General features: G+C 58.1%; 12 protein-coding genes. 9 read left to right on the forward strand and 3 right to left on the reverse strand.

The features are described from left to right. Positions 1 to 173 precede the first annotated feature (173 nt). Positions 174 to 1,085 (forward strand): SDR family oxidoreductase, encoded by a 912-nt coding sequence (locus PG5_RS08430; RefSeq protein ID WP_020796681.1) that lies wholly within the window; start codon positions 174 to 176, stop codon positions 1,083 to 1,085. A gap of 52 nt (positions 1,086 to 1,137) precedes the next feature. Here the strand turns inward: PG5_RS08430 and PG5_RS08435 are convergent, their stop codons facing one another. Beyond that, entirely contained in the window at positions 1,138 to 1,398 is a 261-nt protein-coding gene (locus tag PG5_RS08435) for a bacteriocin immunity protein (protein WP_020796682.1), read from the reverse strand. Beyond that, positions 1,395 to 3,473 carry an S-type pyocin domain-containing protein gene (locus PG5_RS08440; protein ID WP_020796683.1) on the reverse strand — a complete coding sequence of 693 codons (2,079 nt, stop codon included), beginning with the start codon at positions 3,471 to 3,473 and terminating at the stop codon, positions 1,395 to 1,397. Before PG5_RS08440 ends, PG5_RS08435 begins: the two co-directional genes overlap by 4 nt. 335 nt (positions 3,474 to 3,808) lie before the next feature. Between PG5_RS08440 and PG5_RS08445 the strand changes: the two genes are divergently transcribed. The 5 genes from PG5_RS08445 to PG5_RS08465 all read left to right on the forward strand — a co-directional run bounded on the left by PG5_RS08445 (position 3,809) and on the right by PG5_RS08465 (position 12,880). Beyond that, positions 3,809 to 3,997, forward strand: coding sequence for a hypothetical protein (locus tag PG5_RS08445; protein ID WP_020796684.1), 189 nt, complete (start codon positions 3,809 to 3,811; stop codon positions 3,995 to 3,997). Between the two features lie 369 nt (positions 3,998 to 4,366). Then, a complete protein-coding gene (locus tag PG5_RS08450; protein WP_020796685.1) occupies positions 4,367 to 6,160 on the forward strand; it encodes a DUF1302 domain-containing protein in 1,794 nt (597 codons plus the stop codon). A 24-nt stretch (positions 6,161 to 6,184) separates the two neighbouring features. After that, positions 6,185 to 7,555, forward strand: coding sequence for a DUF1329 domain-containing protein (locus tag PG5_RS08455; RefSeq protein ID WP_020796686.1), 1,371 nt, complete (start codon positions 6,185 to 6,187; stop codon positions 7,553 to 7,555). Between the two features lie 140 nt (positions 7,556 to 7,695). Beyond that, entirely contained in the window at positions 7,696 to 10,251 is a 2,556-nt protein-coding gene (locus PG5_RS08460) for a LuxR C-terminal-related transcriptional regulator (RefSeq protein WP_042955298.1), read from the forward strand. Between the two features lie 187 nt (positions 10,252 to 10,438). Next, complete coding sequence (locus tag PG5_RS08465; protein ID WP_020796688.1) at positions 10,439 to 12,880, forward strand: dermonecrotic toxin domain-containing protein; 2,442 nt, start codon at positions 10,439 to 10,441, stop codon at positions 12,878 to 12,880. A 5-nt stretch (positions 12,881 to 12,885) separates the two neighbouring features. On the opposite strand, the gene PG5_RS08470 is transcribed toward PG5_RS08465, so the two are convergent. Beyond that, entirely contained in the window at positions 12,886 to 13,680 is a 795-nt protein-coding gene (locus PG5_RS08470) for an IclR family transcriptional regulator (RefSeq protein ID WP_020796689.1), read from the reverse strand. 165 nt (positions 13,681 to 13,845) lie between these two features. Between PG5_RS08470 and hmgA the strand changes: the two genes are divergently transcribed. The 3 genes from hmgA to maiA are packed head-to-tail and all read left to right on the forward strand — an operon-like array spanning position 13,846 to position 17,106. Further along, a complete protein-coding gene (gene hmgA, locus PG5_RS08475; protein ID WP_020796690.1) occupies positions 13,846 to 15,150 on the forward strand; it encodes a homogentisate 1,2-dioxygenase in 1,305 nt (434 codons plus the stop codon). A gap of 3 nt (positions 15,151 to 15,153) precedes the next feature. After that, a complete protein-coding gene (fahA, locus tag PG5_RS08480) occupies positions 15,154 to 16,458 on the forward strand; it encodes a fumarylacetoacetase (protein WP_020796691.1) in 1,305 nt (434 codons plus the stop codon). Between the two features lie 12 nt (positions 16,459 to 16,470). Then, positions 16,471 to 17,106 (forward strand): maleylacetoacetate isomerase, encoded by a 636-nt coding sequence (gene maiA, locus PG5_RS08485; RefSeq protein ID WP_020796692.1) that lies wholly within the window; start codon positions 16,471 to 16,473, stop codon positions 17,104 to 17,106. The last annotated feature ends 53 nt before the right edge of the window (positions 17,107 to 17,159 follow it).

Below are 17,159 nucleotides of genomic sequence, written 5' to 3' on the forward strand. Positions count from 1 at the left end.
CCGCAGCAATGGATATCTACGCGGTCGACAAACAACAGGTCGGCCGCCAGGCCGCCTCGGGTTCATCATCCCCCTACCTTATCGCACACCATTCAGCCTCCCCCCTGTTCATTGTGACCCGTAGCGCCGTGCCTGAAACTCCAAGGCAATGTCCTGGCCTGCTGGAGTTCCCCATGAATGAGTCTGTGCGTTTCGAAGATAAAGTCGTGATCATCACCGGTGCGGGTGGCGGCCTGGGACGGGCGCACGCACTGCTGTTCGCCAAGCAGGGCGCCAAGGTACTGGTCAACGACCTCGGCGGTTCGACCCAGGGCGAAGGCGCCAACGCCTCGGCGGCAGACCGCGTGGTCAACGAAATCCGCGACGCGGGCGGCACCGCCGAGGCCAACCACGACTCGGTCACCGACGGCGACAAAATCGTCCAACACGCCCTCGACGCCTTTGGCCGCGTCGATGTAGTGGTCAACAATGCCGGCATCCTGCGGGACAAGACCTTCCACAAAATGGAAGACGCCGACTGGGACCTGGTTTACCGCGTCCATGTCGAAGGCGCCTACAAAGTCACCCGCGCCGCCTGGCCGCACCTGCGCCAGCAAAACTACGGGCGAGTGATCTTCACAGCGTCCACCTCGGGCATCTACGGCAACTTCGGCCAGTCCAACTACGGCATGGCCAAACTCGGCCTCTACGGCCTGACCCGTACCCTGGCCATCGAAGGTCGCAAGAACAACATCCTGGTCAACGCTATCGCTCCCACCGGCGGCACCCGCATGACCGAAGGCCTGATCCCGCCGCAAGTGTTCGAACAACTCAAACCGGAACTCGTCAGCCCGCTGGTGGTGTACCTGGCCAGCGAAAACTGCCAGGAAACCTCCGGGCTGTTCGAAGTGGGCGGCGGCTGGATGGGCAAGGTGCGCTGGGAACGCAGCCTCGGCGCCGGTTTCGATCCGCGGGTGGGGTTCTCCCCGGAAGACGTGGCGGCGCATTGGCAGCAGATTTGTGATTTCGAAGGGGCGGCGCATCCGAAGGACAACATTGAGGCGCTGAAGGAGATGATGGGGAATTTGCAGAAGTATTCGTTGTAATAAATTGAAAAAGGGGGCAAGTGTGAGTGCTTGCTCCCCTTTTTTACGCGTGTTATCCGGCTTTGAATCCGGTTTTTCCGTTATCTAGTCGCCACTGTTTTATTGCATTTATCACACCTTTCGGGCTGTCCTCAATGCCCTCTCTAGGGTCATACAAAATTCCTGTGCCATCGGGATGCTCTGAGGTGGTAACAATGTTCTCAACAATTGCATCGTGTTCTTCTTCAGAAGCGTAAGTACCTTCGAATAAACGTTCGACCAGAGCCATGTATTCGGCTTCTGTGTATTCTTCCAGTTTGCCCTTAAGAGTCATTCTTTCACTCCTTTTGCCTTTGTGTGAGTTTGGATGTGCGATTTAGGTGTCATTATTTGAAGATTATCCATGTCGTAGACTTCGCCGCCTTGCGCGATTGGGATGATATGGTGGACTTCATACTTGATTCTCTTACCCACTTGATCTTGAGGAAAGGCAGCTGGGGCGAGCCCCTGCTTCATGTCCATTTGCCTCAGTTTTGTAAACTGGCCGTTCAATAGCTCATCGTTACTCACAGCTTTCCAAAATTCGCTGCGGAAACTGTTAAATGTCGAAAATCTCCGTCCTCGGAGTTTATCCGCAATCTGCGCGGGAATCGGTGCACCTTCGGGAATTGAGGCAGTCCCCATCCAATTTCCAGATACTAACTGTCCTGCACCGCTAGTTACGCCGGGCTCGCTCCGCCGATCCCTGAACACCACAAACTGCGGCGGAATCCCCGATTCGACCGGGAATACGTAAATGAAACCTCCAAAGCTATAGAGATCCAGCTCCGGGTTTTCGTCGATCCTTCCTTCGAGGGCGGTTGCGGTAGCTCCGGTGTAGGGCGCGACGTCCGGTTGTGCCGCAGGAAGAGCTGTTGATGCATCGCCCGGGCTGACAATTGGCGTCCATGTCATGCCGGGCGACTGGGCGGTTGCGCTCTCGCTCCTGTAAACATTCAGAGCCGGATCGTAGGTCGCGAAACGCACCGGTACTTTGCGCGACACCGAGGTGCCATTCGTGGCAGCGACGGAAAACTCTGTGGTGTTATCCACAGACCGGGAGCCGATCGCGACCGGCAGTTCGATGTCTCCATTGGCCTGGGCGATGGCATTCAGTGCGCCGGCGTCGTAGGTCGTTAAATCCGAGAGCGGCAGGCTCAAGGCGTACGGTTCTTTGTTGTCCCGCAGTGCGTAATAAACAAGCGCTGCGACGCCAACAACTATCACGACGCCTGACGCTGTCCCGACGGCTGCTGCCAACGCCGTGATTGCAGTGGCTGCGGCCGATCGCAGAGCAGTCCTGATCGCGAGGTTGGTGACCGCATCGACTGCCAGGGTTCCTGCTGCAACGGTGAACACCGGACCGCTTGCCGCCGCCGCGCCCGATACTCGAAACGGACGACTGCCCTTTGCGGCATCAAGAGCCGCCATTGCATCCCGGAGCGCTTGCTCCTCCGCTTTCCGTTGATTTTCGAGCCGCAACTGCTCGGCTTGCCGTTGAACATCGGCCTCGGCTTCCAGACGAGCCTGTTCAGCTGCGATGTAGCGTGCGGCAGCTTCAGCGGCAAGCCGCGCTTGCTCGGCAGCCACTCGTTCGGCTTCTGCCAATGCTGCTAATCGGACCTGCTCTTGAGCATGGGCGAGTGCTTCAGCTTCTGCCCTGATGCGTGACTGTTCGGCAGCGACGCGTTGTGCTTGCTGCTCCGCGGCAACCCGGCGTTCTTCAGCTTGCGCACCGGCAAGTAGATTCTGTACGTGTACCTGCTGACTATTCAAAAGTTGAATGTGCTCTGTCAGCAGCTTTGCGGAGTAGCCAGCTTTAAAAGACGCAACCCATTTTGAATAGGCAGGACCATAGGGCGTTACTGCCCCATCCAAAGCTTGAGCTCTGGCAAGGTAATCACCAATGGTTGAGTTGAGTGGGCTGAGCCCGTAAAAGGAGTCGGCGAGTGACGTCTGCGTGTGCAGTTGAGTCGTCTTCTGCTGAGTTAAAATGTTTCTGATGTTCAGTTCGTGCTGGTATGCCTGTGCGGTTGTCGATACTGCGGCCGGGAATTGGGCTCTCAGGTTCGCCAGGTCAGCCTCGATTGCTACTCCTGAATTTGCAGAATTAACCGTATAGGCAGCTTTAACGGCGTTTTCCGTAGCTTTAATATTGTCCCGGGTTTCGCGCCTTAGTCCTTCTGTGTTTGTAATGCCAGAGCCCATTCCTCCAGCTCGTGTTGGTGGAATTCGAAAACCACCACCTTGAGGGTTTTTCCCTGGTTTTGGTTGTGCTCCTACATGAGTTGTTTCTAAATAAACTGTGCGATCTTCTCCTCGGATATCAATTGGCGGCAGGGGCAACGGTGGTCCTTGTTTCTCTGACATTGGTTATTCTTTCTTGTGCGTGATTAATCGATGCTGCCGAATAATGCTACGCCAGGAATGTTTGGGACGGGTCTGAGGTGGTTGTGAGCTATTACATATAAAATTGAAAGGGGTTTCGCGGTATTAGATGCGCAAGCAGGAAACTCCCGCGCATTAAAAGAAATTTCTTATGCAGTTATAGGAAGTATTTTGTAGGACGTGTTTTCAACTATAAGTTGGTTGGACGGTACCGCAAAAACCGCCACCCATAAAAAGGTTCTTTACTCAAGCTTGGGAAACATAGAAAACAAGAACGCCGATCCGTTGAGATCGTTTATATCCCGGTAGGAGCGGGCATGCTCGCGATGGTCCTCAACGATGACGCTGGAAGTCTGACACCCAGCGGCGTCTTTGAATTCATCGCGAGCATGCTCGCTCCTACAGGGGAAAAAAGCCCGAAAATAAAAAAGGCCGCTGCAAACGCAGCGGCCAAAGAAGACGTTGGATCCAGGAGCTACAAATCAACGTCGATGTACACGGGGTGATGACTCGATACGTTCAAATCATCTGAAATCTGTCGCGAACGGCGGGAGGGGAACACCTTCCGTTGCTTCGCGCTTTGCGGCTGTTGTCCCCAAAGCGCAGGGCAAGGATAAGTCTTTGCCGGCAAGGGAAAAATAGCGATCAGGGAGATGCACCGTTACCGCTGGCGCAACAGTCCTGCCTGGCAGCAGCCTAGACCATATTTTCAATTGATGCCGCCACATCCAGTGCATCTATGCCCCCGCCTGATCCCCCGTGCCATGCAACCAGTCATCCTTTCGAGCGACACCACGAATACCTCCTTGGTGCGCTTATCGCTCCCGGCGTGCGGCATTAGGGTGTGGCCTTCTGTCACTCACCGGGGAAGACGCATGACAAAAACAACAATGCGCGCCATCTTCACTCCGCAGGCGCTGGCCGCTGCGGTGGCCTTGGGGTGCTGTGCCCAGGCGCAGGCTCTGTCATTCAACATTGGCGAAATCGAGGGCACGTTCGACTCTTCGCTGTCGGTCGGTGCGAGCTGGGGCATGCGCGATGCCGATGATGCCCTGGTCGGTATCGTCAACGGTGGCAGCGGGCAGGCGTCGACCGGTGACGACGGGCGACAGAATTTCAAGAAGGGTGAAACCTTCTCGAAGATCTTCAAGGGCATTCACGACCTCGAACTTAAATACGGCGACACCGGCGTGTTCGTCCGGGGTAAGTACTGGTACGACTTCGAATTGAAGGACGAAGACCGGCCGTTCAAGCCGATCAGCGATCACAATCGTAAGGAAGGTTCCAAATCGTCCGGTGGGCAAATCCTCGATGCCTTCGTCTATCACAACTACTCCATCGCCGACTTGCCAGGAACGGTGCGCGCCGGTAAGCAGGTGGTCAGTTGGGGCGAAAGCACCTTCATCGGCAACTCGATCAACAGCATCAACCCGGTCGACGTGTCCGCTTTTCGCCGTCCCGGTGCCGAGATCAAGGAGGGCCTGATTCCGGTCAACATGCTGTTCGCCTCCCAAGGCCTGACCGACAAGTTGACGGTGGAAGGCTTCTATCAACTGGAGTGGGACCAGACCGTCGTCGATAACTGCGGCACCTTCTTCGGCGTCGACGTGGTGGCCGATGGTTGCAACAAGGGCTACACCGTGGCCAGCCCGGCGATTGCGCCATTGCAGCCGATTGCCGCCGCCTTTGGCCAGGGCTTCGAGGTTACCCGCGAAGGGGTGGTCGTTCCTCGCGGCCAAGACCGCGATGCCCGGGATTCCGGGCAGTGGGGCACGGCGTTGCGCTGGCTGGGGGACGACACCGAGTACGGTCTGTACTTCATGAACTATCACAGTCGCACGCCCAACGTCGGTACCACCACGGCTGGCCTGTCCACCCTGGCGAGCATTCCGGCAATTGTCGCGACCGCCAACCGTATCGCTCCCGGTAGCGGTTCGGGCCTGGCGCAAAGCGTGATGCTCGGTCGCGGCCAGTATTACCTTGAGTACCCAGAAGACATTCGCCTGTATGGCGCGAGTTTTTCCACCACCTTGCCCACTGGTACGGCGTGGACCGGCGAGATCAGCTATCGCCCCAACGCGCCGGTGCAGGTCAACACCAACGACCTGACCCTGGCGATGCTCAACCCTATCGCCGGTGGCGCGGCGTCACCGATTGCGACCTCGCCTGGGGCCGATAACAAGGGCTACCGACGCAAGGAAGTGACCCAGGTCCAGAGCACCCTGACGCACTTCGTCGATCAGGTCGCAGGCGCGGATCGCCTGACCCTGGTCGGTGAAGCCGCGGTGGTTCACGTCGGTGGCCTGGAGTCGCGCCGCAAGTTGCGCTACGGCCGCGACTCGGTGTACGGGCAATACGGTTTTGGCGGCGATACCGATGGTTTCGTGACCTCGACCTCCTGGGGTTATCGTGCCCGCGCCATCCTCGATTACAACAACGTCATCGCCGGGATCAATTTTCGGCCCAACCTGTCGTGGTCCCACGACGTCGCCGGCTACGGCCCCAACGGGCTGTTCAACGAAGGTGCCAAGGCCGTCAGCCTCGGCGTCGATGCGGACTACCGCAACACCTATACCGCAAGCCTCAGTTACACCGACTTTTTCGGGGGTGACTACAACGTGCTCGAAGACCGCGATTTCGTGGCGTTGAGCTTTGGCGTGAACTTCTGACCTGGCTGAAAGAGGATGAATTCGATGCGCAAGATGATTCTGCAATTGGGCTCCGCCCTGGCCTTGAGTTTGCTGGCCGCCAACGTGATGGCAGCGGTATCGGTAGAGGAAGCGAACAAGCTTGGTACCAGCCTCACACCGCTGGGCGCCGAGAAGGCCGGCAATGCCGCTGGATCGATTCCAGCGTGGACCGGCGGCCTTGCTAAAAATGCGGGCGCAGTGGACAGCAAGGGCTTTTTGGCCGATCCGTTCGCCAACGAAAAGCCCTTGTTCATCATCACCGCTGCCACGGTTGACCAGTACAAGGACAAGCTGTCCGATGGCCAGGTCGCGATGTTCAAGCGCTACCCGGAGACCTACCGGATCCCGGTCTATCCGAGCCATCGCACGGCAGCGCTGCCACCGGAAGTGTATGAAGCGGCCAAACGCAGCGCACTGAATGTGACACCCACCAACGATGGCAACGGCCTGGCCAACTTCACCGGCAATCGCTACTACGCCTTTCCGATTCCGAAGAACGGGGTCGAGGTGATCTGGAACCACATCACCCGTTATCACGGCGGTAACCTGCGTCGCACCATTACCCAGGCAACGCCGCAGTCCAATGGTGATTTCACGGTCATCCGCTTCAAGGACGAAGTGGCGGTGCCGTCGCTGCTGGGTGACCTCAAGCCAGGCAGCGATGAAAACGTCCTCAACTATTTCAAGCAGGAAGTGACCGCGCCGGCCCGTCTGGCGGGCAACGTGCTGCTGGTTCACGAAACCCTCGACCAGGTTCAGGAGCCGCGCAAGGCCTGGATCTATAACGCCGGCCAGCGCCGTGTTCGACGGGCGCCGCAAGTGGCCTATGACGGTGTGGGCACCTCTTCCGACGGTTTGCGCACCACCGACAACTTCGACATGTTTTCCGGCGCGCCGGATCGTTATGACTGGAAGCTGATCGGCAAGAAAGAGATGTACATACCCTACAACAGCTACAAACTTGACTCGCCCGACCTCAAGTACACGGATGTGATCAAGGCCGGGCACATCAATCAGGACCTCACCCGTTATGAACTGCATCGGGTCTGGGAGGTCGTCGCCACGGTCAAGCCCAATGAGCGGCACGTGTACGCCAAGCGTCACATGTACATCGACGAAGACACCTGGCAGGTTGCCCTGGCTGACCACTACGACGGTCGTGGCCAGCTCTGGCGAGTGGCAGAAGGGCACGCGCAGTTCTACTACGATCATCAGGTCCCGGCCTACACGGTCGAAGCGCTGTACGACCTGATCGCCGGTCGCTACATAGCCTTGGGGATGAAGAATGAGGAGAAACGCAGTTTCGAATTCAACATTGCTGCAAAAGCTGGGGACTACACGCCGGCGGCGCTACGGAGCACAGGTGTGAGGTAGATTTCCTACAGCTGTTACACAAAAAGGTGACCTTTTGGTCACCTTTTTTATAGGGCTTGATCAGTGTGTTGAATACTTCTTCAACAAGCGCTCAACAGAGGACTAGGGTGGCGCCACAAAAATAAAAAAGGCGCACCACTATGACTGCCATGACGACGTGTCTGGACCGTCCTGGACTCCTGCCCCGATTGTCTCCCCATCACTTGTATCGCGCGCGCCTGGTTGAACCGTTGCTGGCCTCGACGGCGCGGGTGAAATTGCTCTGTGCACCGCCCGGCAGTGGCAAGAGTGCACTGCTCGCAGAATGCATGTTGAGCGCGCCGGCAACCTGTGAGGTGCGCTGGCTGCCCTTGGCGGGTGAGGCGATCAGTGTGGGTGGCTTTTGCCAGCGCCTGGCGCGAACGCTGGGACTGAAAACCTCGGATGAGTCCGAATTGTTGGAATATCTGGCTCGATTACCGACAGCCACCTGGTTGTTTATCGATGACTATTGCCGTGTCCCTGACCCGGAACTGGACCTGTTGCTCGACCGGTTGTTGGCCAGCAGCAGCCCGATGGTCACCTGGTGGCTGAGTGGGCGGCGGCGTCCGCAGTGCAACTGGCCACGGTTACTGCTCGATGATGAATTGTACGATGGCGATCGCGCTGCACTGGCGTTCAATCAAGGGGAAATCGAAAAGCTGTTGCATCACCTGGAACCGGCCCAGGCCGCGAAAGGTGCCGAGAGGATTTTGCGTCACAGCGGTGGCTGGTGCGCCGGGGTGCGGATCGCGCTGCTGCAAAAATGCGACTGGACGCGTCACGACACCCTCTGCGGTCGACCGGACACCCTGCACGACTACCTCGAGCATGAGCTCTTCGCCAACCTGACACCGGAACTTGCCGAGGCTTGGCGGGTGCTGGCACTGTTGCCGCGATTCAACGCCCGGCTCAGCGATCACCTGTTCGGAGCGGGCGAGGGCGCGCAATACTTGAGTGTGTTGCAGGCGCTGGGCTGTTTCATCGAACCCTGGCAAGACTCGACAGACTGGTTGCAGGTTTTCGCCCCCCTGGCCCTGTTGATGCGCGATGAACCATGGCCGGCCGCCCGCTTCTGGCATCGTCGTGCCTGTCAGTGGTTCGTCGCTGAACAGGACTGGAAGGCCGCGTTCGAACAGGCTTTGCTGGCGCAAGAATTCGAGGTTGCGGTCAGCCTGTTGCAGCATTTCAGTTTCGAGCAGTTGTTCGAAGAACAGACCGTGGTACTGCTGCTGCGTTTGCACGAGCAACGCGGTGATGAACTGCTGTTCGGCTCGCCGCAACTGGTCGGCCTGATCACCGCGGCCCTGTTGTTTGCCGGGCGTTTCGAGCAGGCGGCCGAATGCATCGAACAGTTGTCACGCTTCACGCCCCAGCCGTCGGCAACCCTGCAAAGGCAATTGATCGCCCGTTGGCAGGCTCAACAGGGTTGGCTCCTGCATTTGCTGGGGCGCATGGAAGCGTCACGGGCACACTTTCTCGAGGCGCTGGGCGAGCTCGACCTGGAGTGCTGGCCTGCTCGGCTGATGTGCCTGTCCGGCTTGACGCAACAGGCCTTGCTGCGGGGCGAACTCGACGTCGCACAGGCGCTCAACCGCGAGGCGTTGTGCCTGGCCCGGGCGCAAGGTTCACTGGTATTCGAAGGGTTGCTGGAACTCGATCACGCTCAATTGCTCGAGCAGCGGGGCGCGTCCTGCAGGGCTGATGACCTGCTCGCCAACATGCACGGCCTGCTTTGCCAGCAGCATGCGAACGCCGAACCCTTGTTGGGACGGATCGCCCTGCGTCGTGGCCGATTGAACTTGAGTCTGGGCCGGGCGCAACAAGCTGCCACTTACTTCGAGAGCGGCCTGCAGATCTGTCTGCGCAGCCAGGACAAACGAGCGCTTTATGGTTTTCTGGGGTTGGCGCAACTGGCGGCCAATCGCCTGGATTACGCTCAGGCTTTCGACCTGCTGCGTGACGCCGAGCGGATGATGCAGCAACGGCGGATTCCCGAAACGGTGTATCGCAGTGCCTTGCTGCACACCAGTATCCAATTCTGGTTGCAACAAGGGCGATCGGAACTGGCTCATGAGGCCCTGATACGGGTGCTGCGTCACTATCGCGGGCCTTGTGCACGCCAGGCTCCACCGGCAACGCTGGAGCTGGTTGACAGCCTGGAGTATCTGCTGGTCCTGGCCGAGGTTTACCTGGGGCGGGCACAAGCGCCTCTGGAGCGGCTTGAAGCCCAACTGCAACGGGTCAGTCAGCGGGGAATGGTGGCACTGCAAGCGCAATTGCACCTTGCCGTGGCTGAAGTCGCCTGGCTCAAGGGCGATCCGGACGCTGCCCGGCAATCGCTGGCGCAAGGATTGGCATTGGTTGAACGGTGCAACCTGCAACAGGCCTTGTGCGATTTGCAGTTGCGCCAGCCGCTACTGCCGCAAGCCATTGGGTTGACCGGGTTAGGCGATGATCACCAGGCGCCGGGTGCACCGCAAAACCGTTTGAGCCAACGGGAAATACAGGTGCTGCGGTTAGTGGCGCAGGGCAACTCCAATCAACAGATTGCTGATCTGTTGTTCATTTCCTTGCACACGGTCAAGACCCATGCGCGACGTATCAATGGGAAGTTGGGTGTGGAGCGCAGGACGCAAGCCGTGGCCAAGGCGAAAGTATTGGGTATTGTTACTTGATGTACGAATTCTAAGGCGTTTTGTTTGTTCATGAATGCACACAAGTTTCGGGGTGTGCTTCCATGGTTGTAGTGTTTATATGTCTGGAGTCGCCCCGATAGTTTCAGTCTTTCAATTTGATTTTTATACAAGTTTATAGGGGGCGCAATAACGACCAACATAATAATGTATGCAAAAAGGACAGTGCATGGAAATTAATGGATTAACCAATGAGTCCGCGTACAAGCTTCAAGAAGAAGTTTTACGCCCCTCCAGGAAAACACCACAGCTGCCGGATTGGCTGCAACGTGCAAGTGAGGAGGATCGCCAGTACTACTTTGATGCTGAGCAGTCCCTGACTGAAAGCGAACAGGCGCTGGATGCACTGCTTGGAGAAGTTAAGTCGCTGAAGGCGTTCGCCAGGTTTCAAGCGCGGGAAGTTGTTCGACTACTCAGCGGTGAAGTGGTGGACCCGGACCATATTTTCGTCCGCACTCACTATACTTTCTTCGTCGGCGAGCAAAAGGTTGTGCAGAGCAATCGCTTGACGCTTCCCGAATTCATGCTCAACGATTTGTACGGCTCCACCACCATTGCGCTGGAGATCAAACTGGAAGGGGACGCGCTGCCGTCCGGCGTGACCGCAGACGATATTCTGGAGGTGATGGTCGGCGCGAGCATGCGCAAATTCCATGCGGAAAAATTCGAAAAGAAGTACACGGACGAAGCGGTGCTTCAAGCGCAACAAATTCTGTTGAGTAGTCGTATAGGTCTGAGTTCATTCAGCGCGAAGCTGCAGGGCCATATCAGTGACGAGAGCCTGCAGATCGTCGCTATCTCCTCGCAAGGTGATGAGCGTTGTTCCATGGGAGCGCTCTCGTTCGGTGATGCGAAAGGCGCTTTCGAGGGGATGATTGTCTGCTGCGGGCCGCAGGGCGAAGAAGGGCTTTGTGTGCTGTATGCACCGCAGGCTCCGGGTGGCAGGAGCTGGTATGAGTTCGCGAGCTTCAGGCAGTTGAATTTCCATTTGTTCGATTGGACCGCAAAACCCGAAGGGCGCAGTTATCTGAGCCGCCAGGCATTGGCCAGTGAACGCGCCAGCCTGGACGCGTACATGAGACGTCTCCAGGACCTGCCGAGCCAGTGGTGCGGTATTCAGCGCAGCCCTTGGCCAAACAGCGCAGAGGGTGCATTGCGCCAGGCGGTTATGCTGCATGTCGATTGGTTGCGCGGGGAAATGCAAGCGGTCGTTCCTGCCGGGTATCGCTCGGCCACCGCCGCCCAGCGACAATGTTTTGCGCGGTTGAACATTGAGCTCAAGGGTTTAACCAAACTTGCAGGCCGCGAGGCAGCGTTGATCAGTTACGAGGACTTCGCCTGCAAGCTGATCAAGAAGCGTGCAGAGGAAGTCCTGGCGCAACACGGCGAAACCGTCGACATAGATCCTGACCTGATTGTGGTGAGGCTTGATGATTCCAAAGAGATGACCTTGTCCCGGATGATCATCGATGAACATCACATTACCGAAGAAAGTGGTCCGACTCATAACCGCGGAATTTACCCGTCCATTCGTCTATCACCCGGCCATCCACCCGTTTCCGATCTGCTGATCAAATATGTGCCAGGCTGGTCAAGAACGTTGCGCCCAGGTGAGCAGTATCTCGCCATGTTAAAGGCCGATTACCTGGACCAGGATGCCCCGGACTATGCCTTGAAACGTGACGTCTACGTCGATCTGCGGCGCCATGAAATGCATCGTTCAGCGTTGGAAGCGCTGTTCTGTGGTCATATTGAACGCAAGCAATATGAGCAGATTGAACAGCTCATTGAGCAGTCGCGCGAAGTGGAACCTGATCCAATCTCGCATGTTGAAGATCCCGAGTCTCCTCAACGCGAGGGTCTCTACAGGTTTTATCTTCAGAACTGCCGGGTTGACGGCATTTATGTGTTCCGCCTCATGCGCAATGGCGCTGCGGATGATTTGCTGTATACCCCACATGCGCCGGATTGCCGATCGTTCAGACCCTTGGCCGAGTTTGCCAGATCGGTGAAAACGGCAGAACTTGGCAGTTATTACAGCAAGCGAGTCAAGTTCACGCAGCAGAAAGTTGTCAGTGCATACCTTGAGAAAGTGAAGCTGCGTAGTATCGAGGACATCCCTCATTTGCAGTCCGATAGCCGAGTCCGAGATTTCTCCCGTTGCTACACCGATGCAATGGCTCAGATCGTTGACGACGTGGATGCCAAGACCACCAGTCTTGGGGAGATTGTCAGCAAGCTGATCTACGATAATGCAATCGTGGCAGTCACCGTTTTTAGCCTCCCTTTCGCACCTATCGGACTCGCCTTGAGTGCTGTGGTGATGACCAACGCGGTGTTTGAGGGGGCGAAGGCGTACATGGAAGGGGACCACGAGAAGATGTTCTCGAGTTACCTCGATTGCCTGTTGGAGCTGGCTACGATGCGCATCGGAAAGCTAGGTTTTTCAATGGCGCAGAAGGCCATTGCCAAGCAGGTCGGCAATGTTAATACCTGCATGGGCGTAATCTCTGCGTGCACCGGCAAAACGGTGGACCTGGCCGTCGTCAGCGAACTGATAAAGCAGTCGCTCGCCGAGCCTGACTCCAGCGAGCAAACGATTTTGATGTAATCCGGCTAGCCGGTGATCGTGGGCGGTTCATAGCCCATCCGCCAACTTACGGCCCGTGTCGCCGCCAGCAAGCGCTGCGCCGCCGGGCCGTTTTCGTCGGCATGAAACAACGAGGTCGGGCCGACAATGGTAATGACTGCCACCACATGCCCGGCGGCGTTGAACACCGGTGCCGACAATGCATCGACACCAGGCATCAGTAAACCGTGCACGTGATGCAAGCCGCGGCCTCGGATCTGCCCACATAGCGTTTCATAGACTTGATCATCGCTGAGGGCGTGAGCGCCGGCCGACAGCAGTTCCTGCTCACGCAACTCCACGGTTTCACGCTTGGGCAGGTACGCGCCAAACACCAGGCCCGTGGAGGAGCTGAGCAAGGGCAACACCGACCCCAACTGTGTCACCACCGTCACCGCCCGCACCGCCGGTTCGATGTGCACCACGGTCGCTCCCTGATTGCCCCACACCGCCACGAAACAGGTTTCGTTCAAGTCGTCGCGCAACTCGGCCAACGGTAGGGCGGCGACTTTCAGCACGTCCATACTGTTGAGTGCCGCCAATCCGACGCGCAAGGCTTCACGGCCCAGGCCGTAATGATTGGTCGCCGCATTCTGTTCGGCAAAGCCACTGGCGATCAACGCCTGTAGGTAGCGGTGAACCTTGCTCGCTGGCATTTGCACGTGCTCGGCCAGGCGCGAGAGTGAAGTCGAGGGCGACAACTCGGCCAAGGCCTTGAGGATGTCAGTACCCACCTCGGCCGAGCGGACTTTCTGTTTACCGTTGCTGTCAGGCTTTTCCATGGAGGCGTTGTGATCCCGGGACGAATGGGCGTCTTTATAGCTTGACGGTCAATCCCAATCAAATTACGTTAAGCGTAATTGAATTACGATAAAAATAACCCCGACGTGCCACGAACTCTGCAACAGAGCGACCGGCCACTGTCGACTCCCTGTTCAGGAGGCTCCATGAACTCCGATTCAACGACGCCAGCGCTGGCCTATCAGTCAGGCTTCGGCAACGAATTTTGCAGTGAGGCATTGCCTGGGGCACTTCCCGTTGGCCAGAACTCCCCGCAAAAAGCGCCTTACGGCCTCTACACCGAACTGTTCTCCGGCACTGCGTTCACGATGGCACGCAGCGAAGCACGGCGGACGTGGATGTACCGGATTCAGCCTTCGGCCAATCACCCGGCATTTATCAAGCTCGATCGGCAATTGGCCGGCGGCCCATTGGGTGAAGTGACCCCCAATCGCCTGCGCTGGAACGCGTTGGACATTCCCGCCGAGCCAACCGATTTCATCGATGGCCTGGTGAGCATGGCGGCCAACTCCAGCGCGGATAAACCGGCGGGGATCAGCATCTACCAGTACCGCGCCAACCGTTCCATGGAGCGCGTATTCTTCAATGCCGACGGCGAAATGCTGCTGGTGCCGCAACAGGGGCGTCTGCGCATCGCCACCGAACTGGGCGTACTGGAAGTAGAGCCGCTGGAAATTGCGGTATTACCTCGCGGGCTGAAATGGCGCATCGAACTACTCGACCCACAAGCGCGCGGTTACATCGCCGAGAACCACGGTGCGCCGTTGCGCCTGCCGGATCTGGGGCCGATCGGCAGCAACGGCCTGGCGAATCCGCGTGATTTCCTGACGCCGGTGGCTTGCTACGAAAACCTTCAACAGCCCACGACACTGGTGCAGAAGTTCCTCGGCCAGTTGTGGGGTTGCGAGCTCGATCACTCACCGTTGAACGTGGTCGCCTGGCACGGTAACAACGTGCCTTATAAATATGACCTGCGCCGTTTCAACACCATCGGCTCGGTCAGCTTCGACCACCCGGACCCGTCGATCTTCACGGTGCTGACCTCGCCGACCAGCGTCCACGGCTTGGCCAACCTCGATTTCGTGATCTTTCCGCCACGCTGGATGGTCGCTGAGAAAACCTTCCGTCCACCGTGGTTCCACCGCAACCTGATGAATGAATTCATGGGCCTGATCCAGGGCGAATACGACGCCAAGGCCGAAGGTTTTGTGCCCGGTGGCGCTTCTCTGCACAGCTGCATGAGCGCTCATGGGCCAGATGGTGAGACCTGCACCAAAGCGATCAACGTCGACCTGAAGCCTTCGAAAATCGACAACACCATGGCCTTCATGTTCGAGACCAGCCAGGTGCTGCGCCCGAGCACGTTCGCCCTCGATTGCCCGCAACTGCAAGACAACTACGATGCCTGCTGGGCTACCTTCCCAGCCACTTTCGACCCGACCCGGAGATAACCCATGACGCAAACTTCCATTACTCGCAGCTGGGTTGCTTCGGCCAACGGCCACGAGGATTTCCCGCTGCAAAACCTGCCGCTGGGCGTGTTCAGCGAGAAGGGGGCAGCGCCCCGTAGTGGCGTGGCCATTGGCGAGCATATCTTCGATCTGGAAGCGGCACTTGATGCCGGCCTGTTCGATGGCGCTGCAAAGGCTGCGGTCGAAGCCACCCGTGGCGGTCAGTTGAATGCGTTCTTCGAATTGGGTCGCGAAGCTCGCGTAGCCTTGCGTGAGCGTTTGATCGAATTGCTCAAGGAGGGCAGCACCCTGCGCGGCAAGATCGAAGCACAGGGCGCGAAGTTGCTGCCTCTGGCTGCCGATTGCCAGATGCATCTGCCAGCGAAAATCAATGATTACACCGACTTTTACGTCGGCATCGAGCACGCTCAAAACGTTGGCAAACTGTTCCGCCCGGACAACCCGTTGCTGCCCAACTACAAGTATGTGCCGATCGGCTATCACGGCCGCGCCTCGACCATCCGCCCGTCGGGCACCGACGTGCGCCGTCCCAAGGGCCAGACGCTGCCAGCCGGTCAGACTGAACCGACATTCGGTCCCTGTGCACGCTTGGACTACGAATTGGAACTGGGCATCTGGATCGGCCAGGGCAACGACATGGGCGACTCCATAGCCATTGGTGACGCCGCTGATCACATCGCCGGTTTCTGCCTGCTCAATGACTGGTCGGCACGTGACATCCAGGCTTGGGAATACCAGCCGTTGGGGCCATTCCTGTCGAAGAGCTTCATCACTAGCATTTCTCCGTGGGTCGTGACGGCCGAAGCGCTTGAGCCGTTCCGTCTTGCCCAGCCGGCACGTCCGGAAGGCGATCCACAGCCGCTGCCGTACCTGTTCGATAAACGCGATCAAGCCGCTGGCGCATTCGACATCGAACTGGAAGTCCTGCTGCTCACCGAAGCCATGCGCGAGCAGAACCTGCCGGCCCATCGCCTGACCCTGAGCAACTCGAAACACATGTATTGGACCGTGGCGCAAATGGTGGCGCATCACAGCGTCAATGGCTGCCAGTTGCAGGCCGGTGATCTGTTCGGTTCGGGCACCTTGTCCGGTCCTCAAAGCGGCCAGTTCGGCAGCTTGCTGGAGATCACCGAAGGCGGTAAGAAGCCGATCGAACTGGCCTCGGGCGAAGTGCGTAAATTCCTCGAGGACGGCGACGAGATCATTTTGCGTGGCCGTTGCAGCCGCGAAGGGTTTGCCTCCATCGGCTTCGGTGAATGCCGCGGCAAAGTGTTGCCGGCTCGCTAAGGGGATCGGTTCATGGAACTCTATACCTACTACCGCTCAACGTCGTCCTATCGGGTGCGTATCGCGTTGGCGCTCAAGGGCCTGGATTACCAGGCGCTGCCAATCAACCTGATTGCGCCACCGGGTGGAGAGCATCGCCAGCCAGCGTACCTGGGCATCAATCCGCAAGGCCGCGTGCCGGCATTGCGCACCGACGAAGGCGAGCTGCTGATTCAGTCACCGGCGATCATCGAGTACCTGGAGGAGCGTTATCCACAGGTACCGCTGCTGTCCAAGGATCTCGTTGCCCGCGCCCATGAGCGTGGCGTGGCGGCGCTGATCGGCTGCGATGTACATCCGCTGCACAATGTCAGCGTGCTCAATCGGCTGCGCCAGTTGGGCTTTGATGAACCGCAGGTTCTTGAGTGGATTGCGCACTGGATCAACCAGGGGCTGGCGACCGTGGAGCAGCTGATTGGTGATGAGGGTTACTGCTTTGGTTCGCAGCCCGGGTTGGCGGATGTGTACTTGATTCCACAGTTGTATGCCGCCGAACGCTTCAACATTTCCCTTGAGGCTTATCCGCGAATCCGCCGGGTAGCGACGCTGGTCGCCAGCCACCCGGCGTTCATCAAGGCGCATCCAGCTAACCAGCCTGACACGCCTTGATTTGCATATACCCGTAGGAGCGAGGCTTGCCCGCGAAGAACGATAACGCGGTG

The sequence above is a fragment of the Pseudomonas sp. G5(2012) genome, from assembly GCF_000408945.1.
GTDB classification, from domain to species: Bacteria; Pseudomonadota; Gammaproteobacteria; order Pseudomonadales; family Pseudomonadaceae; genus Aquipseudomonas; species Aquipseudomonas umsongensis.